Genomic DNA, 17,516 nt, shown 5'->3' with positions numbered 1-17,516 from the left:
ACGACGGCTCGTGCGCTCAGCCGCGCAGCAGCTTGCGATAGCCGCCGGCGACGAGCGCCGCGACGTCGACGAGCAGGCCCGGCACCCACATGCCGCGCGGATAGGCGAGGTACGAGCCGGTCCATTCCGGCTTGAACTTGTCTTTGTACCGTCGTACACCTTGATAATTGTAACGGCTGTTGCCGTAGCGGAACGCGAGCGACGCGAGCCGCTCGTTGATGCGCGCGTACGGGTTGGCGCCGACGTTCGACAGCGGCGCCATGCCGAGGCTGAACTGCGCGTAGCCCGATTCCTGCGCCCACTGCATCACGCGCGCGAACAGAAAATCCATCGTCGAGCGCGGCGCGCCGGGCACGTGTCGCATCAGATCGACGCTCGCCGTGCCGTTCGGTCCGTAGGCCGGCAGCACGTTCGCGAACGCGAGCAGTTCGTCGCCGCGGCGCACGAGCGCGAGCGGGCTCCAGCCGAGATAGTCCGCGTCGTAGCGGCCGAGCGAGAAACCCTTCTCGCTGCCGCCCTTGTCGGCGAGCCACGCGTCGGACACGCGCTCGACGTCGGCCATGAGCACCGTGTCGAACGGCGGGTGCGCGAGTTCGAACGTGAGGTTCTCCTTGGTCGAGCGGTTCACCGCCTGGCGCAGGTCCTCCCAGCGCTTGCCGGCGAGCGAGAACTCGGACAGCGGAACGATGGCCAGTTCGCCCAGTTTGAACAGGTCGAAGCCGTGGTCGTGGAACAGCGACAGGTCGGGTTCGAGCACTTCGTAGAACAGCGGGCGCCGGTCCTGGCTGTCGGCGTAGCGGCGAAAGTCGAGGATCGCGCGCGACACCGCGGCGTCCGGCCCGCACGGCGTGCCGAGCGCGACGAGCCGGTCGCGGATCACGCCGTATGCGACGACGGCCTGCCGGTCGGCGGCCCAGAACAGCGACTTGTCGCCCATGAACGACAGGTGCGCGAACTCGCCGCCGCCGTGCTTGAGATAGATTTCGCGCGCTTCGGCGAGCTCGGCGCGCACCGGCGCCGCCGGATGCGGGCGGCGTACCGCGAAGCTCTGCCAGATGAGGTAGACGACCATGCCGAGCACGGCTGCCGCGAGGCCGCGCGCGAGCCGCGACGAATGTTCGCCGAAGCCGATGTAGAAGAGGTCGAACGAATCGTCGCCGAGCACCGCGGCGACGCCGATCGCGAAGAACACGACGACGACGCCCACGAGTCCCGCGAACCAGCCGAACGTCGTCGCCGACATGAGGCTCATCGCGCGCTGCGTGAACGCGGCCTTGCGCGTGCGCAACAGCGCCATCACGCCGAGCACGAACAGCGCCTCGCCGAAATGCAGGCCCTTGGTCAGCGCGAGCAGCGCCGAGGCGAGCAGCACCGCCTGCGTCAGCGGATACGCCACGCGCAGCCGTCCGTCGATGCCGCGCGCAAGACCCAGTAGCAGCACGCCGGTGAGCACGCTGAGCCAGTACGCGCCCTCGACGGCGAGGAGCGGCATGTGCTCGCGCACGACCTGGATGTGTTCGTGCACCGCGGGTATCGCGGCCGACGCGAGCGCCAGCACGCCGGCGCCGAACGTGAACACCGCGATCAGGCGCACGCCGAGATCGGCGAGCAGGCTCGCCGGCAGGCCGAGCAGGCCGAACAGCGGGTGCCCCGCGAGACGCTCGCGCAGGCGCACCAGGAGCGGCAGGCGGTTGGCCAGCATGCCCGATCCCGCGTACAGCCCGAAGAACAGCGGCAAGAGGTAATAGGCGAGGCGGAACAGGAACAGCGCGGAGAGAATCGCCGCCTGGTCGTAGCCGGCCGCGCCGAGCGCGAGCAGCATCAGACCGTCGAACACGCCGATGCCGCCCGGCACGAGGCTGACGAGCCCGAGCACCGACGCGCCGGCGAACGCGCCGACGAGCATCAGCGGTTCGACCGCCGCACCGCTGACGTGCAGGCACGCGTACAGCACCGCGCAGGCGAACAGCCAGTCGACGAGCGACAGGCCGGTCAGCGCGAGCCGCAGACCCCAGCCCGGCAGCGGCTGTTCGGCCGGCAGCCAGCGCATCAGGCGGCGTTGACGCGTCAGCGCGAAATACAACGGCAGGTACAGCGCGGCGCCGGCGAGCACGGCGTACGCGAGCCAGCGCGTCGCGGTGCCGGGCGTCATCGGCAGGCTGCCGAGCGCGAGCGTCGCGACGACGAGCAACGAGAGGCCCAGCGGCAGCGACAGCGCCTGCATGCCGATCAGCGCCGCGGCGCGCGACAGCTCGACGCCGCCGGACGTCAGCCCCATCAGCCGCACGCCGGCGCCCATCGCGCCGGAAAGATTCACGGTATTGGCCAGCGCGTTGGCGACGAACGCGAGCTGCAGCATGTCGCGCGCGGGCATGGCGATGCCGAGCCAGCGCGCGATCACGAGGTCGACGAGGCCGGTCGCCGCGACCGCGGCGAACGCCGCGAGCGCGATGCCGAGCGCGCCTAGCGTCGGCACGGCGAGCAGCGTGCGCTGCGTCTGCGCGAGGTCGAACGTGTCGAGTTCGCGCCAGACGAGCCAGCCCGTCAGCGCGAGGAACGCGATCGGCACGAGCCAGCGCAGGCGGGCGGCGCGACCGCGGGCGGGGGTGTCGTCGATGGCGGCGTCGGTCATGAGCGTCCTGCTGGGCGGGCCGTAGCGGATTGTGCGGCAAAGGCGTGGCGAGGCGTAGCCGGGCGATTCCGACAGCGCGGGCGGGGCGAAGTGCCGCGGGATTCTCGGCATGCCGCTTGCCGGGAAACGCTGCGGCGGCCGGCGCGGTGCGTCGGACCATCGTTCCGCGGGGCGACCGCATCGTCGCCTGCGACATCGGCATGATCCGATTTTTCGCGACATTCCGGTAATGCTTCATGTGCCGGGTCGAACGACGCGGCGAGCGGCGCAGATGCGCGGGAAATGTCAGCCGTGGCATTTCACCTTTGCAATCGGCCATTCGTAAACATACGGACGAAACGCGCACGCGCGTTCGTGCGGCGACATGGTGTCTGCCGCCGAGTGCGCGGTGCTACCGAGGACGGATCATGGGAAAACGCATTGCTTCATTCGTCGGGCTGCTGATCCTCGTCGGCGCCTTCGTCTACGTGTTCGATCGCGCGCCGCTCGCGCCCGACGAGCGGACCGCCGCGGGAGCGCCGTCTTCGGCTCCGGGCACGTCGGCGCCAAAGGCCGCGGCGGCGGCGTCGACCGGCGATCGCGCTCCCGAAGAATCGGCAACGCTGACCACCGCGCAAGCGAACGCGCTGGCCGAGCGCGCGCTGCTCGCGCAGTACAAACCGCTCAACGCCATCAAGGAAGATTTCTCGACGCGCACGATGCGCGACGTCTACGGCGATCTTTCCGCCCGCGCGTCGGCCGGCGACGCCGCCGCGGCCTACACGCTGGCGCAGGTGCTCGCCGAGTGCGAAGACCATCTGCTCAATGAAAAGAAGTACGCGTCGTTCGGCGAGACCGGCAGCGTCGCGGCCGACAACGCACTCAAGAAGAACCAGCAGATCGCTCGCGACCAGTGTCGCCAGTTGACCGAAGACGAACTGGCCGCCTACGGCGAATGGGCGCTCATGGCGGCCGAGGCCGGCGACCGGAATGCCATGCTGAGCCTGTACTCGTATCCGCCGAAAAATGTCAGGCCGCAAAGTTCGCAATACGACGAGTGGCTCGGCAAGGTGCGGAAGCACCTGACCACGCTCGCCGAAGCGAACGATCCCGATGCCGCGCTGAAGCTCGCGGAGACCTATCACGGCGCGGCGCAGCCGAACCTCGAACTCGCGCGCAAATACTATACGCAGGCATTGGCGGCGGCCCGCAACGACGCCGCGCGCAAGAAAATCGAATTCGCGCTGCGCGACGTCGAAACCCGCTTGCAGTCGGGCGCGCGGTAACGCCATGGAGGCGATGCCGAGACTCTTCGTGGCCGATCGCGACCTCCGCGGTCCGCGGATCGCGCCGGCGACGCTGCTCGCGCTGCTCGATCACGCGGGCGCGCGCCGCGCCGGCGACGCGAACGCCGAGGAAGATCCGGGTTTTGACGACGCGCTCTGGGACGTCCTGGCGGCGTATGCCATTTCCTCGGCGCCATGGCGTGGCGCGCTGCCGGTCCATCCGTCTGCGCTGCCGCGGCCGCTGGACGCCGCGCCGGACACGTCGCTGCTCGCCGTGGGCTTGCGCCTGCGATCGCGCGCGACGGAAGTGGACATGCGGCGTCCCGGCTTCGCAACCCTGCGGCAGTTTCATCGCGGCATCGTCGTCGGCGACTCGCCCGAGAACCCGTTCAGGGTCCACGAACTCGCGACCGCGCTGCCCGACGGATCGGTCATGCGGCTGCCGGCCCCGTCCGACGTGAAAGGCATCGTCAAGCGCCTGTTCTCGCGCTACGACGCGGGCAACCGCGGGGTCGCCGCGGCCTTCGCGCTCGGAATCGCCGTCGTCGCCGTGCACCCGTTCGTCGACGGGAACGGCCGCACGACGAGAAGCCTGGTCTATCGACTGCTGCGCGACCTGCGCGGCCCGTCGGCGGCCGCGCTGAATATCGCGTTCTTTTTCCAGGCGTCCGGACGCTTCTGGAGAGCGGCGTATCCGCGACTGCTGCGCGGGAATTTCGACGAGTTCGACGCGCTGGTCGCGACCGCGTCCGCGGGCGCGCGAAGCATTTCAGGCGACATGCGCGCTGCGCAGCGCCGGTTCGACGAGTTGCTGGCGGCAAGGCATGGCGCCGCGCCGGCGCCGTCTTGCGGCGCGGCGATGCCCGAATCGGGCGGACGCGCGTGCGCGAGCGACGAGGTGTCTGGGAGGAAGTCCGGTACGCCGGACTTCCTGTGGGAAGCGTGTGCGGGGAATGGAGACCTTCCAACGAAACGAACGGGGCTCGTCGATCCTGCGGCCATCGGCGCAATGGATGTCATGACTCCGTCCATCTTTAAAGTCTTGAATTAAGGAGACGATAGTGAAAGTACTGGGAATGGCCGTCGCCGGGGCGCTCGCGCTCGCCGGCACGTTTGCTCCGCGCGCGGAGGCGAGCCTCTACAACGTCCAGGGAAGCCCGTATACGCTCGGCGTGATCGACGTCATAGGCGTGTACAACAACAGTCCCGAAATCTATCTCGGCGACTTGAGCGACGGCGTCTGGGGCTACTACGACTGGGGCGTCTATCCGGAATACGACTACTACCCGTCGGCACCGGACATCTGCGACGTGCTCGGACGCGAAGGCCGTCCGAAGGACTGCACGCGCGAATTCGTCGCCGGCGTGCCGAGTTCGGCGTCGTCCGTCCTCGCGGGCGCGACGTATCCGTATCCCAGCCGTTTCGTCGGCTGGAGCGCCGAGTTGTACCGCATCCAGATCAACGGGCACTACTCGTACGCCAACGAAATGCTCGCCGGTTGCTATTCCAATCCGTCGCGCGACCCGTCGCAGTGCGAGACGTCGTACCTCGCGGACATCGAGAACTGCAGCACTTTTCCGGACCTGAACACGGTCAAGGACGAGTTCTCCAATCCGCGCTACGTCTGCGAAAACGGCGCCTGGATGATCCGGCAGCGCATCGAGTCGGCGCAGATCGACCGCTACATCGGATCGTGGTTCGGCTCCGGCATCGGATTCGGGCGCGGACCGTTTTCGGTCAACATCAATCTCGGCGCGCTCGACGGGATGTGGTACAACATGATGAATGTATACAACCGGCTGATCACCTACCGGCGCAAGTACGACATCTGCAAGGAGTGGTACGACCAGTTCGATCGCCACTATTGCGATTCGTACTACAGCGGGTACTGACCGACCGGCGTCCCGGCACGACGGCGCCGCCGTCGTGCCGGACCGGGTCGACCTCCCGCCGCGACCGGGCCATGGCGAAAGAATTCCGCGAGGCGCGTCGACCGGCCGCATTCGCCGGGATGAAGAGCGGGAAGCGAGCGGCGATGCGTGCTACCACGCACAACCCACCCGCCCGATCCGCCACCCCGCCCGCGCATCTCCCGACCCGCCCGACCCGATGCGAAACCTCAGCCGAACATGCTTGCCGTGCGTTTCGCGCGGCAGTACCGCTCGCGTGAGGAGTGCCGTGGTGCCGCCCCACGCCGCGCGTTCGCCGAGCGGGTTGCCGCGGTAGCTCGTCGCGTCGTATCCGCCACCGTCGAATCTGCCGCCCGCCGCGACGAAGTCGCGCCACGGCGCACCGTCGATCGACACGTCGAGCACCGCCGCCGTGCTCGCCCACGACACGTCGACGCTATGCTCGACGACGATCTCGCCGCGCTCGTTCGGCACCGCGAACGCGGGCGATTCGACGCTCGCGTCGTAGACGCGCGCGCCGTCGTCGTCGATCGCGAACCCGCCGTCGTCGACGCGCCACGCCGGCGCCGCGCCATGCGCCCGCCAGCCGCCGTTGCCGGAAAAGATCAATGTGGACAAGGCGGCACAGCCGTCCGGCTGTGCCGCCGCGGCGGTCGCAAACGCGAGCGCCGCGAGGATCGGCGTCATCGCTTACTCGAAGCCCGACTCGAAGATCGTGTCGCTGTCGCCGAGCGTGCCGTCGTAGCGCAGGTTCTGCACGCGCACGTCGCCTTCGTCGGCGGCCGAATCGCTCCACACGTATACCGCCTGGTCGGCCGACGCGACGCCGCCGGCGCGCGAGACGTTCGACGTGGCCGTCTTCACGGTGGTCCACGGCGTCGACCAGACGTAGTCGCCGTTCGCCGCGATGCGCGCGACGGCCATCGGCGTCGGGTTCGGCAGCGTGTCGGTGACCCAGCCGGCGAGCATGCCGCCCGGCGCCGGCAGCGCGGTGAACTGCGACGTCGTGATCGGCAGGTCGGTCGCGAGCAGCGTCTTGCCGTTGTCGCCCCACGCCCGGGCGCCGGTCGCGTCGACGCGCTGCGCCGACATGCCGTAGTAGCGCTGCGTCGGCGTGATGCGCACGTCCTGCCACAGCGCGTAGATGTCGCCGGTGGCGCGGTCGTAGAAGCCGACCGCGTTGTAGTGGCTTTGCGTCGCGTCGATCGTGAGATCGAGGCCGTTCGCGGCGAGCTTTTTCGCGCCGGCCGCGTCGACGTGCTGCGCACGCACGTTGCCGCCGTTCAGGCCCGACACGACGTACCAGACGTACACCGCGCCGCCGGCGCCGTCGTCGACGAACGGCGGGAAGTAGCCGAGCTGCAGGATGCCGCTGGAATTGTCCGAGATCACGACCGGGCTCGCGCCCCACAGCGACGCGCCGTCGGCCGACGCGAGCTTCTGCGTCCAAAGCTGGCGGTTGAAGTTCGCGAGCTGCGCCTGAAACGACACGATCGCGTTGCCGTTGTCCGACGCCTGCAGGTCGGACAGCAGGAACTTGCCGTTGCCGGTCGGCGCATACGTGACGCCCGCTCCGGCCCACTGCGGCGCGCCCTGCGCGTCGAGCTTCTGCACGCGCACCTGCGAGGTCGCGTTCGCCCACGCGACCGCGGCGCCGCCGTCGCTCGTGCCCGCGATGCGGGACACGAGGCCGCCTTCGCCGGCGCTCGACACGGTCACGCCGTTCGCGCCCCACAGCGGCGCGCCCTGCGGCGACATGCGCTGCGCGACGATGTGTTCGTCCGCGGAATTGTTCTCGCAGCAGTGGAACGCGAGCAGCGCGTTGCCGGCCGTGTCGACCGCGAGGCTGTAGTCGTAGACGAAGCTGAAGCTGCGGTCGGCGACGAGTACGCCGCCGGGCGCCCACAGCGCATTGCCGGCCGCGTCGAGTTTCTGCAGGCGGATGTCGTAGCCGTTCGGCGCATCGGCCCAGCTGACGTAGTAGCCGCCGTCCGGCGCCGCGACGACTTTCGGCAGCGTCTGCTCGCCGGCGGCGTCGGCGACGACCGTGTTGACGGCCGGATCGTTCGACCATTGCGCGAGCGCCTGCCCGCCGAACGCGACGAGGCCCAGACCGAGCGCCGCCCACTGCCGCGCGCGCCGCGCGCCGAAACAAGACCACCGATTCATGATGCACCCTCGTCAGAGATGTCGGCCCGGAACCGGCCCGTATCCGATCGCGCCGTGCCGGCCTGCGCAACGTGCGGCAGGCGGTTCGACACTGCGCCCGTTGGGGCCGCGGCGCTTCAGTGTGCGCTGAACGCGCGGTCAAAACGGCCTGACAAAGCCATGACAATCGCGCAACGGCGCGGCTTTACGGGTTCCAGAACAGGCCCGGCGTCGTCCAGGCCTGTGCGGCGAGCCAAGCCAGCGTGACGACGAAGACGCCGGTGCCCGGTCCGGCGCGGCGGTTCCGGTCGGCGGGCGCCGCCTGCGCGGCGGCGAGACGCTGCGGCAGATCGACCGGCCGCGGCGGGGCATGGTCCGCCAGCGGTGCCGCCGTCTCGTACGAGCAGTAGGCGACATGACCGATTTGCCGGCCCGCGAAGTCGATGGCCTGGTTTTGCGCCAGCGCGACGAATGCGAGCACGGTGAACGCGAGCGAGGGCAGCGGGCGGGCGGTCATCGGTCGGCTCCGGCGAGGTTGCTCGCGATATTGCGGCCGGGTCGGCGCCGCGACAAGGGTGGCGTCACAACGTCGCGAGCCGTTCGACGCCGGCGCGCGCGAGGTCGTCGAGACCTTCGCCGCCGGCCGCGAGGTGCGCGAGGATCGCCGTGCGCATGCGCGGCTCCCAGAAGCGCTTCAGATGACCGGCGATGCCCGCGACCGCTTCTTCGCGGTCGGGCTCGGCGGCGAAATAGCGGCCGATGTCGTTCGCCATCTGCACGAGCCGCTCGACGTTCATGGATTGCCTCCCTGCGGCGCGCCGGCGTAGCGCCGGTGATGAGTGTAGACCGCGCAGCCGCCCGGCCGCGCGAAACCGATCAGCGTGAGATTCGCGCTGTCGGCGAGTGAAATCGCGAGCGCGGTCGGCGCCGACACCGCCGCGAGCAGGCCGATGCCGGCGCCCGCGGCCTTCATCGCGAGTTCGTAGCTCGCGCGGCTCGTGACGATCGCGAAACCGGCGTCGCGGTCGACGTTCGCGCGGGCGATCGCGCCGATCAGCTTGTCGAGCGCGTTGTGACGGCCGACGTCTTCGCGCACGAACGCGATGTCGCCGTCGGCGCCCGCCCACGCCGCCGCGTGCGTCGCGCCGGTCGCCGCGGCGAGCGACTGGCGCGCGGCCATCGCCACGAGCGCGGCATCGAGCGCCGATGCGCTCACGCGCGGTTCGGCCGCGACCGGCGCCGGCACGCGCACGAGGTCGTCGAGGCGCTTGCTGCCGCATACGCCGCAGCCGCTGCGGCCCTCGAGCGTGCGTTCGCGCGAGGCGAGCGCCCGCGCGCGGGAGGGCGGGATCGTCAGCGCGATCTCCCAGCCTTCCAGGCGCTGCGCGACGCCGATGTCCGCAAGTTCCTCGGCGTGCGCGATCACGCCTTCGGTCAGCGAAAAGCCGAGCGCGAAATCGGCGAGGTCGGACGGCGTCGCCATCATCACGGCGAAAGGCTCGCCGTTGTAGGCGAACGCCACCGGCACCTCCTCGGCGATGCGGTCGGCGCGCTCGTCGAGCGCGCCGTCGCGCCAGCGCGCGACGCGGCGCTCGACGGCGCCCGGCGGTGCGCTCATCGCGGCGCCGTCTGCCGCGCCCCGCGCAACAGCGAGAGCTGCTCGTGCGTGAACGCCTCGTGCCGCTTCTGCCATTCCGACGGTTGCGACACGCGCGTCGCCTGTACCGCGGTGACCTTGTACTCGGGGCAGTTCGTCGCCCAGTCGGAGTTTTCGGTCGTCACGACGTTCGCGCCCGACTCCGGGAAGTGGAACGTCGTGTACACGACGCCCGGCTGCATGCGATCGGAAATGCGCGCGCGCAGCACGGTGTCGCCGGCGCGGCTTTCGACGCCGACCCAGTCGCCGTCGGCGATGCCGCGCTCGTCGGCGTCGTGCGGATGCAGCTCGAGCACGTCTTCGTTGTGCCACATATTGTTCGGCGTGCGGCGCGTCTGCGCGCCGACGTTGTACTGCGACAGGATGCGGCCGGTCGTGAGCAGGAGCGGATACTTCGCGTTGACGCGTTCGGTCGTCGGCACGTACTGCGTCAACATGAAGCGGCCCTTGCCGCGCACGAACGCGTCGATGTGCATCGTCGGCGTGCCGTCGGGGTGCGCTTCGTTGCACGGCCACTGGATGCTGCCGAGGCGGTCGAGCTTCTCGTAGCTCACGCCGGTGAACGTCGGCGTCAGCGCCGCGATCTCGTCCATGATCTGCGACGGATGCGCGTAGTTCATCGGATAGCCCATCGCCTGCGCGATCAGCTGCGTGGCTTCCCAGTCGGCGTAGCGCGCCTTCGGCGCCATCACGCGGCGCACGCGCGAAATGCGGCGTTCGGCATTCGTGAACGTGCCGTCCTTTTCCAGAAAGGAACTGCCGGGCAGGAACACGTGCGCGAATTTCGCGGTCTCGTTGAGAAACAGATCCTGCACGACCACGCATTCCATCGCGGTCAGCGCGGCGGTGACGTGCTGCGTGTTCGGATCGCTCTGCGCGATGTCTTCGCCTTCGATGTAGAGGCCCTTGAAGCTGCCGTCGAGCGCCGCTTCGAACATGTTCGGAATGCGCAGGCCCGGCTCGTCGTGCAGCGGCACGCCCCAGGCGCGCTCGAAGCTCTCGCGCACCGCGACGTCCGAGACGTGGCGATAGCCCGGAAACTCGTGCGGAAACGAACCCATGTCGCACGAGCCCTGCACGTTGTTCTGGCCGCGCAGCGGATTGACGCCGACGCCGACGCGCCCGATGTTGCCGGTCGCCATCGCGAGGTTCGCGATGCCCATCACCGCGGTGGAACCTTGCGAGTGCTCGGTCACGCCGAGACCGTAGTAGATCGCCGCGTTGCCGCCCGTCGCGTACAGGCGCGCAGCGGCGCGCACCTCCTCGGCCCGCACGCCGGTTTCCGCTTCGAGCGCTTCGGGCGAGTTGCGCGACTCGCCGACGAACGCGCGCCACTTCGCGAACGCCGGGCCCTCGCAGCGCGCGGCGACGAAGGCCTCGTCGACGAGTCCTTCGGTCGCGATCACGTGCGCGAGCGCGTTGAGCACCGCGACGTTCGTGCCGGGACGCAGCTTCAGGTGATGCTGCGCCTCGACGTGCGGCGTGCGCACGAGGTCGATGCGGCGCGGGTCGATCACGATCAGCTTCGCGCCTTCGCGCAGCCGCTGCTTGAGGCGCGACGCGAACACCGGATGGCCGTCGGTCGGGTTCGCGCCGATCACGAGCACGACGTCGGCATGTTCGACGGAGTCGAAATCCTGCGTGCCGGCCGACTCGCCGAGCGTCTGCTTGAGACCGTAGCCGGTCGGCGAATGGCACACGCGCGCGCAGGTGTCGACGTTGTTCGTGCCGAACGCCGCGCGCACCAGCTTCTGCACGAGATACGTTTCCTCGTTGGTGCAGCGCGACGAGGTGATGCCGCCGACGCTGTGGCGCCCGTACGTCGCCTGCAGCCGCTTGAATTCCGACGCGACGTGCGCGATGGCGGTTTCCCAGCTCACCGGCTGCCACGGATCGGCGATGCGCTTGCGGATCATCGGCGTCGTGATGCGATCGCGGTGCGTCGCGTAGCCGAGCGCGAAGCGTCCCTTGACGCACGAATGGCCGTGGTTCGCCTGGCCGTCCTGATTGGGCACCATGCGCACGAGCTCTTCGCCCTTCATCTCGGCGCGGAAGGAGCAGCCGACGCCGCAATACGCGCAGGTGGTCACGACGCTGCGCTGCGGCTGGCCGAGATCGATCAACGATTTCTCGGTCAGCGTCGCCGTGGGGCACGCCTGCACGCAGGCGCCGCAGCTGACGCATTCGGAGCCGATGAACGATTCGTCCTGGCTCGCCGATACTTTCGAATCGAACCCGCGGCCCTGGATCGTCAGCGCGAACGTGCCCTGCACCTCGTCGCACGCGCGCACGCAGCGCGAACAGACGACGCACTTGGACGGATCGAACGTGAAATACGGATTGCTCTCGTCCTTCTGCGCCGCGCGATGGTTCGCGCCGTCGTAGCCGTAGCGCACGTCGCGCAGGCCGACGCTGCCGGCCATGTCCTGCAGCTCGCAGTGGCCGTTCGTGGGGCAGGTGAGGCAGTCGAGCGGGTGATCGGAAATATACAATTCCATGACGTTGCGGCGCAGGCCGGCGAGCTTCGGCGTCTGCGTGCGCACGGCCATGCCGGCGGCGACCGGCGTCGTGCACGAGGCGGGATAGCCCTTGCGGCCTTCGATCTCCACGAGGCACAGGCGGCACGAACCGAACGCGTCGAGCATTTCGGTCGCGCACAGCTTCGGAATCTGCGTGCCGGCGAGCGCCGCGGCGCGCATGACGGACGTGCCTTCGGGCACCGTGACCGGCACGCCGTCGATCGTCAGCGTGACGCGCGATGCGGCCCTCGAGGCGGGGGTGCCGAGATCGTTTTCGACGATCGACAACATGGTCGTTGACTCCTTATTGCCGCGCGCCGAAATCTTCGGCGAAATGATCGAGCGCGCTCAGAACGGGAAACGGTGCCATGCCGCCGAGCGCGCACAGCGAACCGTGGATCATCGTGTCGGCGAGATCGCGCAGCAGCGTTTCGTTGCGCGCGCGGTCGACGCCTGCGCGGATGCGGTCGATCACCTCGACGCCGCGCGTCGCGCCGATGCGGCACGGCGTGCATTTGCCGCACGATTCGACCGCGCAGAATTCCAGCGCGAAGCGCGCCTGCGCGGCCATGTCGACCGTGTCGTCGAACGCGACGACGCCGCCGTGGCCGAGCATGCCGCCTGCCGCGGCGAACGCTTCGTAGTCGATCACGGTGTCGAACTTCGACGCGGGCAGGTACGCGCCGAGCGGCCCGCCGATCTGCACCGCGCGGATCGGCCGGCCGCTCGCGCTGCCGCCGCCGTAGTCGTACAGCAGCTCGCGCAAGGTGAGGCCGAACGCCTTCTCGACGAGCCCTGCGTACTTGACGTTGCCCGCGAGCTGCAGCGGCAGCGTGCCGCGCGACCGGCCGACGCCGTAGTCGCGGTAGTACGCCGCGCCGCGCGCGAGCACGATCGGCACGCTCGCGAGCGTCACCACGTTGTTGATCACGGTGGGCTTGCCGAACAGCCCTTCGATCGCCGGCAGCGGCGGCTTGACGCGCACCTGGCCGCGGCGGCCTTCGAGCGATTCGAGCAAGGAGGTTTCCTCGCCGCAGATGTACGCGCCGGCGCCGAGCCGCGCGTGCAGGCGAAACGCGCGGCCCGAGCCCGCGACGTCGTCGCCGAGCCAGCCGGCCTGCGTCGCGATGTCGATCGCCTGCGAGAACGTGCGAAACGCATGCGGATACTCGCTGCGGATGTACACGTAGCCTTCGGTCGCGCCGACCGCGAGCGCGGCGATCGCCATGCCTTCGATCAGGCAGAACGGATCGCCTTCGAGCGTCAGGCGATCGGCATACGTGCCCGAGTCGCCCTCGTCGGCGTTGCAGACGATGTATTTTTGTTCCGATACGGCATCGGCGCAGGTTTTCCATTTGATGCCGGCCGGAAACGCCGCGCCGCCGCGGCCGCGCAGGCCCGATTCCGTCACGGCCGCGACGATGTCGGCCGGTGCGAGCGCCGCCGCGTTGGCGAGGCCCGTCCAGCCGCCGTGCGCGGCGTAGTCGTCCGCGTCGAGCGGATCGATCACGCCGATGCGCGCGTAGGTGAGACGATCCTGCGATTTGAGATAGGCGATGTCGTCGGTGACGCCGAGCGCGAGCGCATGCGAACCGCCGGAAAGAAAACCCGCGTCGAACAGGCTTGCGACGTCGCGCGTTGCGACCGGCCCGTAGGCGACGCGGCCTGCGGATGTCGCGACTTCGACCAGCGGTTCGAGCCAGAACAGGCCGCGCGAGCCGTTGCGCACGATGCGCACGTCGATGCCGCGCGCGGCGGCTTCCTGCGCGATGCGCACGGCAACGGCGTCGGCGTCGACCGACAGCGCCGCCGCGTCGCGCGGCACGTAGAGCGTCGTCGTCATGCGCCGCTCCGCGTCGCCGCGACGAGCGTGTCGAACGACTGCGGCGTAACGCGTCCGTGCAGGTCGCCGTCGATCATCACGGCCGGCGACAACGCGCAGTTGCCGAGGCAGTACACGGGTTCGAGCGTCACCGCGCCGTCGCGCGTGGTTTCGTGCCAGTCGACGCCGAGCGTCGCCTTCGCGTGCGCCTCGAGCGCGACCGCGCCCATCGCCTGGCAGCTTTCGGCGCGGCAGATCTGCACGATGTGCCGGCCGCACGGCTCGCTGCGAAAATAGTGATAGAAGCTGACGACGCCGTGCACGTCGGCGCGCGACAGGTTCAGCGCGTTCGCGATCAGCGGCACGGCGTCGCGCGGCACGTAGCCGAGCGCGTCCTGCACCGCGTGCAGGATCGGCAGCAGCGCGCCGGGCAGCGCGCGGCGCGGTTCGATCGCGTCGAGCACCGCGCGGCGCGCGTCCGGCGCGAGGCCGGGTTCTTTCAGGATCATCGCTGGCTGGGTGGCTGGCGGCATGGATTTCCAGGTCGGTCGGTTGTCCGTCGATCGGTCATTGTCGCGCAAGACGGTCAAAAGAGGACGAGCGCCTTGCGCAACGTCAGCCAGGCGCCCCACCCGATCGGGATGCCGACGGCGAGCCACGCGAACAGCACGGCCGGCGTGAAGCTCGCGGCCGTCGACGCCTCGACGGCATTCGCCGGGCTCGCGGCCACCTCGTGCGACTTGCGCTTTTCAGCGGCGAGTTCCTCGTCGGTCATCTGGTACTTCGGATCGACGGGTCTGATCAGCAGGTTGCAGACGAGACCCAGCACCAGCAGCCCCACGAGGATGTACATCGTCACGTCGTAGACCTGCGCCTTCGGCACGCCGTGCGCGATCTGCACGTCGCGGATGTAGGTCATCAGGAACGGCCCGAGGATGCCGGCCGCCGACCACGCCGTGAGCAGCCGCCCGTGAATCGCGCCGACCATCTGCGTGCCGAACATGTCGGCGAGATACGCCGGCACCGTGGCGAAGCCGCCGCCGTACATCGACAGGATGATGCCGAACGCGCCGACGAACAGCGCGATCTGGCCCGCGTGGCCGAGCGACGGCGCCGACGCGTACAGCACGATGCCGAGCAGGAAGAAGATCGCGTACGTGACCTTGCGGCCGATGCGGTCGGAGATCGACGCCCAGAAGAACCGCCCGACGATGTTGAACAGGCTCAGAAGTCCGGTGAAGCCCGCGGCGATCGTCGCGATCTGCGCCTTCTGTTCGGCCGACAGATCGTTGAAGCCGAGATCGACGCCGATCAGCTTGCCGCCGAACACTTCCTGCAGCATCGGCGAGGCCATGCCGAGCACCCCGATGCCGGCGCTCACGTTGAGGCACAGCACGCCCCAGATCAGCCAGAACTGCGGCGTCTTCCACGCCTGGTTCAGATGCACGCTCCTCGTCGCGATCATCGACGCCTGCTTCGGCGGCGGCGGCGTCCAGCCCGCGGGTTTCCAGCCCGACGGCGGCACGCGATAGCCGAACGCGCCGCAGGTCATGAACACGAAGTACACCGCGGCCATGACGAGGAACGTTTCCCACACGCCGACCGACGTCGGTGTGGCGAAGTGCCTCATCAGCTTGTCGGCCATCGGCGCGCCGATCATCGCGCCGCCGCCGAACCCCATGATCGCCATGCCGGTGGCCATGCCGCGCCGATCGGGAAACCATTTGATCAAAGTGGAAACTGGTGAAATGTATCCGAGGCCCAGGCCGATGCCGCCGATGACGCCGGAGCCGAGCCACAGCATCCAGATCTGGTGCAGATAGATGCCGAGCGCGGAAATGACGAGCCCGCCGCACCAGCACACGGCCGCGACGAAGCCGGCCTTGCGCGGTCCGGCGTGTTCGAGCCAGCCGCCGAAGGTCGCGGCCGACGAGCCGAGAAACACGAAGAACAAGGTGTACATCCAGCCGAGCGACGTGACGGTCCAGTCGCACTGCGTCGCGACGATCGCCGCGAAAAAGCCCATGTCGGCGGGGCAGGCGACCGGCGCGGTGACGCCGACCGCTTTCGCGAGCGGCAGCCAGAACACCGAAAAACCGTAGGCCATGCCGATGCACAGATGAATCGCGAGCGCTGCGGGCGGCACGAGCCAGCGGTTGTAGCCCGGTGCTGCGATGGTGCGTTCCTTGTCGAGCAATCCCGGTGTCCCGCCGGGCAGATCGAGTGCTTGCGGCACGGTCGCCATACGTCCCTCCCGAGGATCGTTGCGAATGGATTCGGAACGCGGCGGCCGGTTATATATGTACTGGAAAGCCTATGAATTGCCTGCGTCCCGCTCGACTCTACTATTCATTCCGCGCCGAACACTTGGACTTTGGTCGACCAATATGCTGTAAATAGCCGAACCAATCGGTTCTCGACAGCCAGCTGCCGCGCCGCGACGGAGCCAGCGATGTTCAAAGTTGCCATTCGTCCACAATGGGATCTGCGCCATTCCGACGGCCGCCAGCTCGTGCCGCGACTGATCGAGCTTCTCGTCGCGGTCGACGAATGCGGGCAGCTCGCCGCGGCGTGCGAGCGCGTCGATCTCTCGTACCGCTACGCGTGGGGCATGCTCAAGCAGGCCGAGCGCGATTTCGGCGCGCCGCTTCTGGCCACGGTGCGCGGACGCGGCGCGAAGCTGTCGCCGCTCGGGGAAAAACTCGTCTGGGCCGACCGCCGCGTCGCGGCGCGGCTGTCGCCGTTTCTCGACAGCCTCGCATCGGAACTCGAAGTGGAAGTCGAGCGCGCGCTGACCGAGGCGCGCCCGATCCTGCGCGTGCAGGCGACGCACGGTTTCGCGGTCGAAACGATGCGGCGTTTTCTCGTCGAGGAGGGCGTGCCGCTCGATCTCAAATACCGCGCGAGCCGCGAAGTGCTCTCGGCGCTGCATGCCGGCGGCTGCGACCTTGCGGGCCTGCACGTCGCGCAGGGCGAACTGCAGGAGAAAGTGGTCGCGCACTACGCGTCGATGCTCGATCCGTCGCGCCAGTGCGTGATCGATCTCGCGACGCGGCGGCTGGGCCTGATCGTCGCGCCTGACAATCCGCGGCGCATCCTGCACGTGCGCGACCTGGCGCAGCCCGGCGTGCGCTTCGTCAATCGCGAACCGGAATCGGGGACGCGGCTCGTGCTCGATCTCTTGCTGCAGGCCGAAGGCGTGCGCGGCGAAACGATCCTCGGCTACGACGAAATCGAATTCACGCACGCGGCGGTCGCGGCGTACGTGGCGAGCGGGATGGCCGACGCGGGGCTGGGTCTGGAAACGCCCGCGCGGCGTTTCTCGCTCGGCTTCGTGCCGGTGGTGACGGAACGATATTTTTTCCTTTGCGATGAAGACACGCTCGACTCGCCGCGCGTGCAGCACGTGGTCGGGCTGATGCAGAGCGATGCGTTCAAGGCGAGCGTCGGCAGCCTGCCGGGCTACGACGCGAGCCGCGCGGGGATGGTGCAGCCGGTGGGGGAGGCGTTTCCGAGTCTGCTCGCACGTTGAAAGATCGACGGAATCTTCGTCATTCACGCTA

At 69.0% G+C, this 17,516-nt stretch carries 13 protein-coding genes and 2 pseudogenes; 4 read left to right on the top strand and 11 right to left on the bottom strand.

Annotated features, from left to right (window positions below):
- Positions 1 to 16: 16 nt before the first annotated feature.
- Positions 17 to 2,632 (bottom strand): bifunctional lysylphosphatidylglycerol flippase/synthetase MprF, encoded by a 2,616-nt coding sequence (gene mprF / locus OD750_RS13825; RefSeq protein WP_263542312.1) that lies wholly within the window; start codon positions 2,630 to 2,632, stop codon positions 17 to 19.
- Between the two features lie 407 nt (positions 2,633 to 3,039).
- On the opposite strand from mprF, the gene OD750_RS13820 reads away from it, so the two are divergent.
- From OD750_RS13820 to OD750_RS13810, 3 genes are read left to right on the top strand one after another with little or no spacing between them, the layout of a single operon-like run.
- Complete coding sequence (locus OD750_RS13820) at positions 3,040 to 3,897, top strand: hypothetical protein (RefSeq protein WP_263542311.1); 858 nt, start codon at positions 3,040 to 3,042, stop codon at positions 3,895 to 3,897.
- A 28-nt stretch (positions 3,898 to 3,925) separates the two neighbouring features.
- Complete coding sequence (locus tag OD750_RS13815) at positions 3,926 to 4,948, top strand: Fic family protein (RefSeq protein WP_263542310.1); 1,023 nt, start codon at positions 3,926 to 3,928, stop codon at positions 4,946 to 4,948.
- 10 nt (positions 4,949 to 4,958) lie between these two features.
- On the top strand, positions 4,959 to 5,789 hold the full coding sequence (locus OD750_RS13810; RefSeq protein WP_263542309.1) for a hypothetical protein: 831 nt from the start codon (positions 4,959 to 4,961) through the stop codon (positions 5,787 to 5,789).
- 150 nt (positions 5,790 to 5,939) lie between these two features.
- Here OD750_RS13810 and OD750_RS13805 read toward each other — a convergent pair whose 3' ends face one another.
- The 10 genes and pseudogenes from OD750_RS13805 to OD750_RS13765 form a co-directional block, all read right to left on the bottom strand.
- Positions 5,940 to 6,494, bottom strand: a complete 555-nt coding sequence (locus OD750_RS13805) for a hypothetical protein (RefSeq protein WP_263542308.1) — start codon at positions 6,492 to 6,494, stop codon at positions 5,940 to 5,942.
- A 3-nt stretch (positions 6,495 to 6,497) separates the two neighbouring features.
- Positions 6,498 to 7,976, bottom strand: a complete 1,479-nt coding sequence (locus OD750_RS13800; protein ID WP_263542307.1) for a hypothetical protein — start codon at positions 7,974 to 7,976, stop codon at positions 6,498 to 6,500.
- A gap of 184 nt (positions 7,977 to 8,160) precedes the next feature.
- Entirely contained in the window at positions 8,161 to 8,472 is a 312-nt protein-coding gene (locus tag OD750_RS13795) for a hypothetical protein (protein ID WP_263542306.1), read from the bottom strand.
- 64 nt (positions 8,473 to 8,536) lie between these two features.
- Positions 8,537 to 8,752, bottom strand: a complete 216-nt coding sequence (locus OD750_RS13790) for a formate dehydrogenase subunit delta (protein WP_263542305.1) — start codon at positions 8,750 to 8,752, stop codon at positions 8,537 to 8,539.
- The gene (gene fdhD / locus OD750_RS13785) at positions 8,749 to 9,573 is read right to left on the bottom strand and encodes a formate dehydrogenase accessory sulfurtransferase FdhD (protein WP_263542304.1); all 825 of its coding nucleotides are present in this window, start codon (positions 9,571 to 9,573) and stop codon (positions 8,749 to 8,751) included. The genes OD750_RS13790 and fdhD overlap by 4 nt, the downstream gene beginning before the upstream one ends.
- Positions 9,570 to 12,422, bottom strand: a complete 2,853-nt coding sequence (gene fdhF / locus OD750_RS13780) for a formate dehydrogenase subunit alpha (protein ID WP_263542303.1) — start codon at positions 12,420 to 12,422, stop codon at positions 9,570 to 9,572. The genes fdhD and fdhF overlap by 4 nt, the downstream gene beginning before the upstream one ends.
- 13 nt (positions 12,423 to 12,435) lie before the next feature.
- Positions 12,436 to 13,974, bottom strand: coding sequence for a formate dehydrogenase beta subunit (locus OD750_RS13775; protein ID WP_263542302.1), 1,539 nt, complete (start codon positions 13,972 to 13,974; stop codon positions 12,436 to 12,438).
- Positions 13,971 to 14,486, bottom strand: coding sequence for a formate dehydrogenase subunit gamma (locus OD750_RS13770; RefSeq protein WP_263542301.1), 516 nt, complete (start codon positions 14,484 to 14,486; stop codon positions 13,971 to 13,973). Before OD750_RS13770 ends, OD750_RS13775 begins: the two co-directional genes overlap by 4 nt.
- Positions 14,487 to 14,539: 53 nt before the next feature.
- Positions 14,540 to 14,629 (bottom strand): annotated as a pseudogene (locus tag OD750_RS27500) (MFS transporter small subunit); the annotation flags it as partial.
- A 30-nt stretch (positions 14,630 to 14,659) separates the two neighbouring features.
- Positions 14,660 to 16,198: pseudogene (locus OD750_RS13765) on the bottom strand (OFA family MFS transporter); the annotation flags it as partial.
- 207 nt (positions 16,199 to 16,405) lie between these two features.
- On the opposite strand from OD750_RS13765, the gene OD750_RS13760 reads away from it, so the two are divergent.
- Positions 16,406 to 17,485 carry a substrate-binding domain-containing protein gene (locus tag OD750_RS13760; RefSeq protein WP_263542299.1) on the top strand — a complete coding sequence of 360 codons (1,080 nt, stop codon included), beginning with the start codon at positions 16,406 to 16,408 and terminating at the stop codon, positions 17,483 to 17,485.
- Positions 17,486 to 17,516 lie beyond the last annotated feature (31 nt).

Source organism: Tahibacter soli, from assembly GCF_025717065.2.
Classification (GTDB): domain Bacteria; phylum Pseudomonadota; class Gammaproteobacteria; order Xanthomonadales; family Rhodanobacteraceae; genus Tahibacter; species Tahibacter soli.
Note: the sequence above shows the minus strand (reverse complement) of the source record. Positions and strands in the feature narration are given on the sequence as shown.

Bases quoted from the DNA above. Each gene is read 5' to 3' on its own strand.
- OD750_RS13795 (WP_263542306.1), bottom strand. From the start codon at position 8,472: ATGACCGCCCGCCCGCTGCCCTCGCTCGCGTTCACCGTGCTCGCATTC.
- OD750_RS13820 (WP_263542311.1), top strand. From the start codon at position 3,040: ATGGGAAAACGCATTGCTTCATTCGTCGGGCTGCTGATCCTCGTCGGC.
- fdhF (WP_263542303.1), bottom strand. From the start codon at position 12,422: ATGTTGTCGATCGTCGAAAACGATCTCGGCACCCCCGCCTCGAGGGCC.
- OD750_RS13800 (WP_263542307.1), bottom strand. From the start codon at position 7,976: ATGAATCGGTGGTCTTGTTTCGGCGCGCGGCGCGCGCGGCAGTGGGCG.
- OD750_RS13760 (WP_263542299.1), top strand. From the start codon at position 16,406: ATGTTCAAAGTTGCCATTCGTCCACAATGGGATCTGCGCCATTCCGAC.
- OD750_RS13775 (WP_263542302.1), bottom strand. From the start codon at position 13,974: ATGACGACGACGCTCTACGTGCCGCGCGACGCGGCGGCGCTGTCGGTC.
- mprF (WP_263542312.1), bottom strand. From the start codon at position 2,632: ATGACCGACGCCGCCATCGACGACACCCCCGCCCGCGGTCGCGCCGCC.
- OD750_RS13770 (WP_263542301.1), bottom strand. From the start codon at position 14,486: ATGCCGCCAGCCACCCAGCCAGCGATGATCCTGAAAGAACCCGGCCTC.
- OD750_RS13790 (WP_263542305.1), bottom strand. From the start codon at position 8,752: ATGAACGTCGAGCGGCTCGTGCAGATGGCGAACGACATCGGCCGCTAT.
- fdhD (WP_263542304.1), bottom strand. From the start codon at position 9,573: ATGAGCGCACCGCCGGGCGCCGTCGAGCGCCGCGTCGCGCGCTGGCGC.
- OD750_RS13805 (WP_263542308.1), bottom strand. From the start codon at position 6,494: ATGACGCCGATCCTCGCGGCGCTCGCGTTTGCGACCGCCGCGGCGGCA.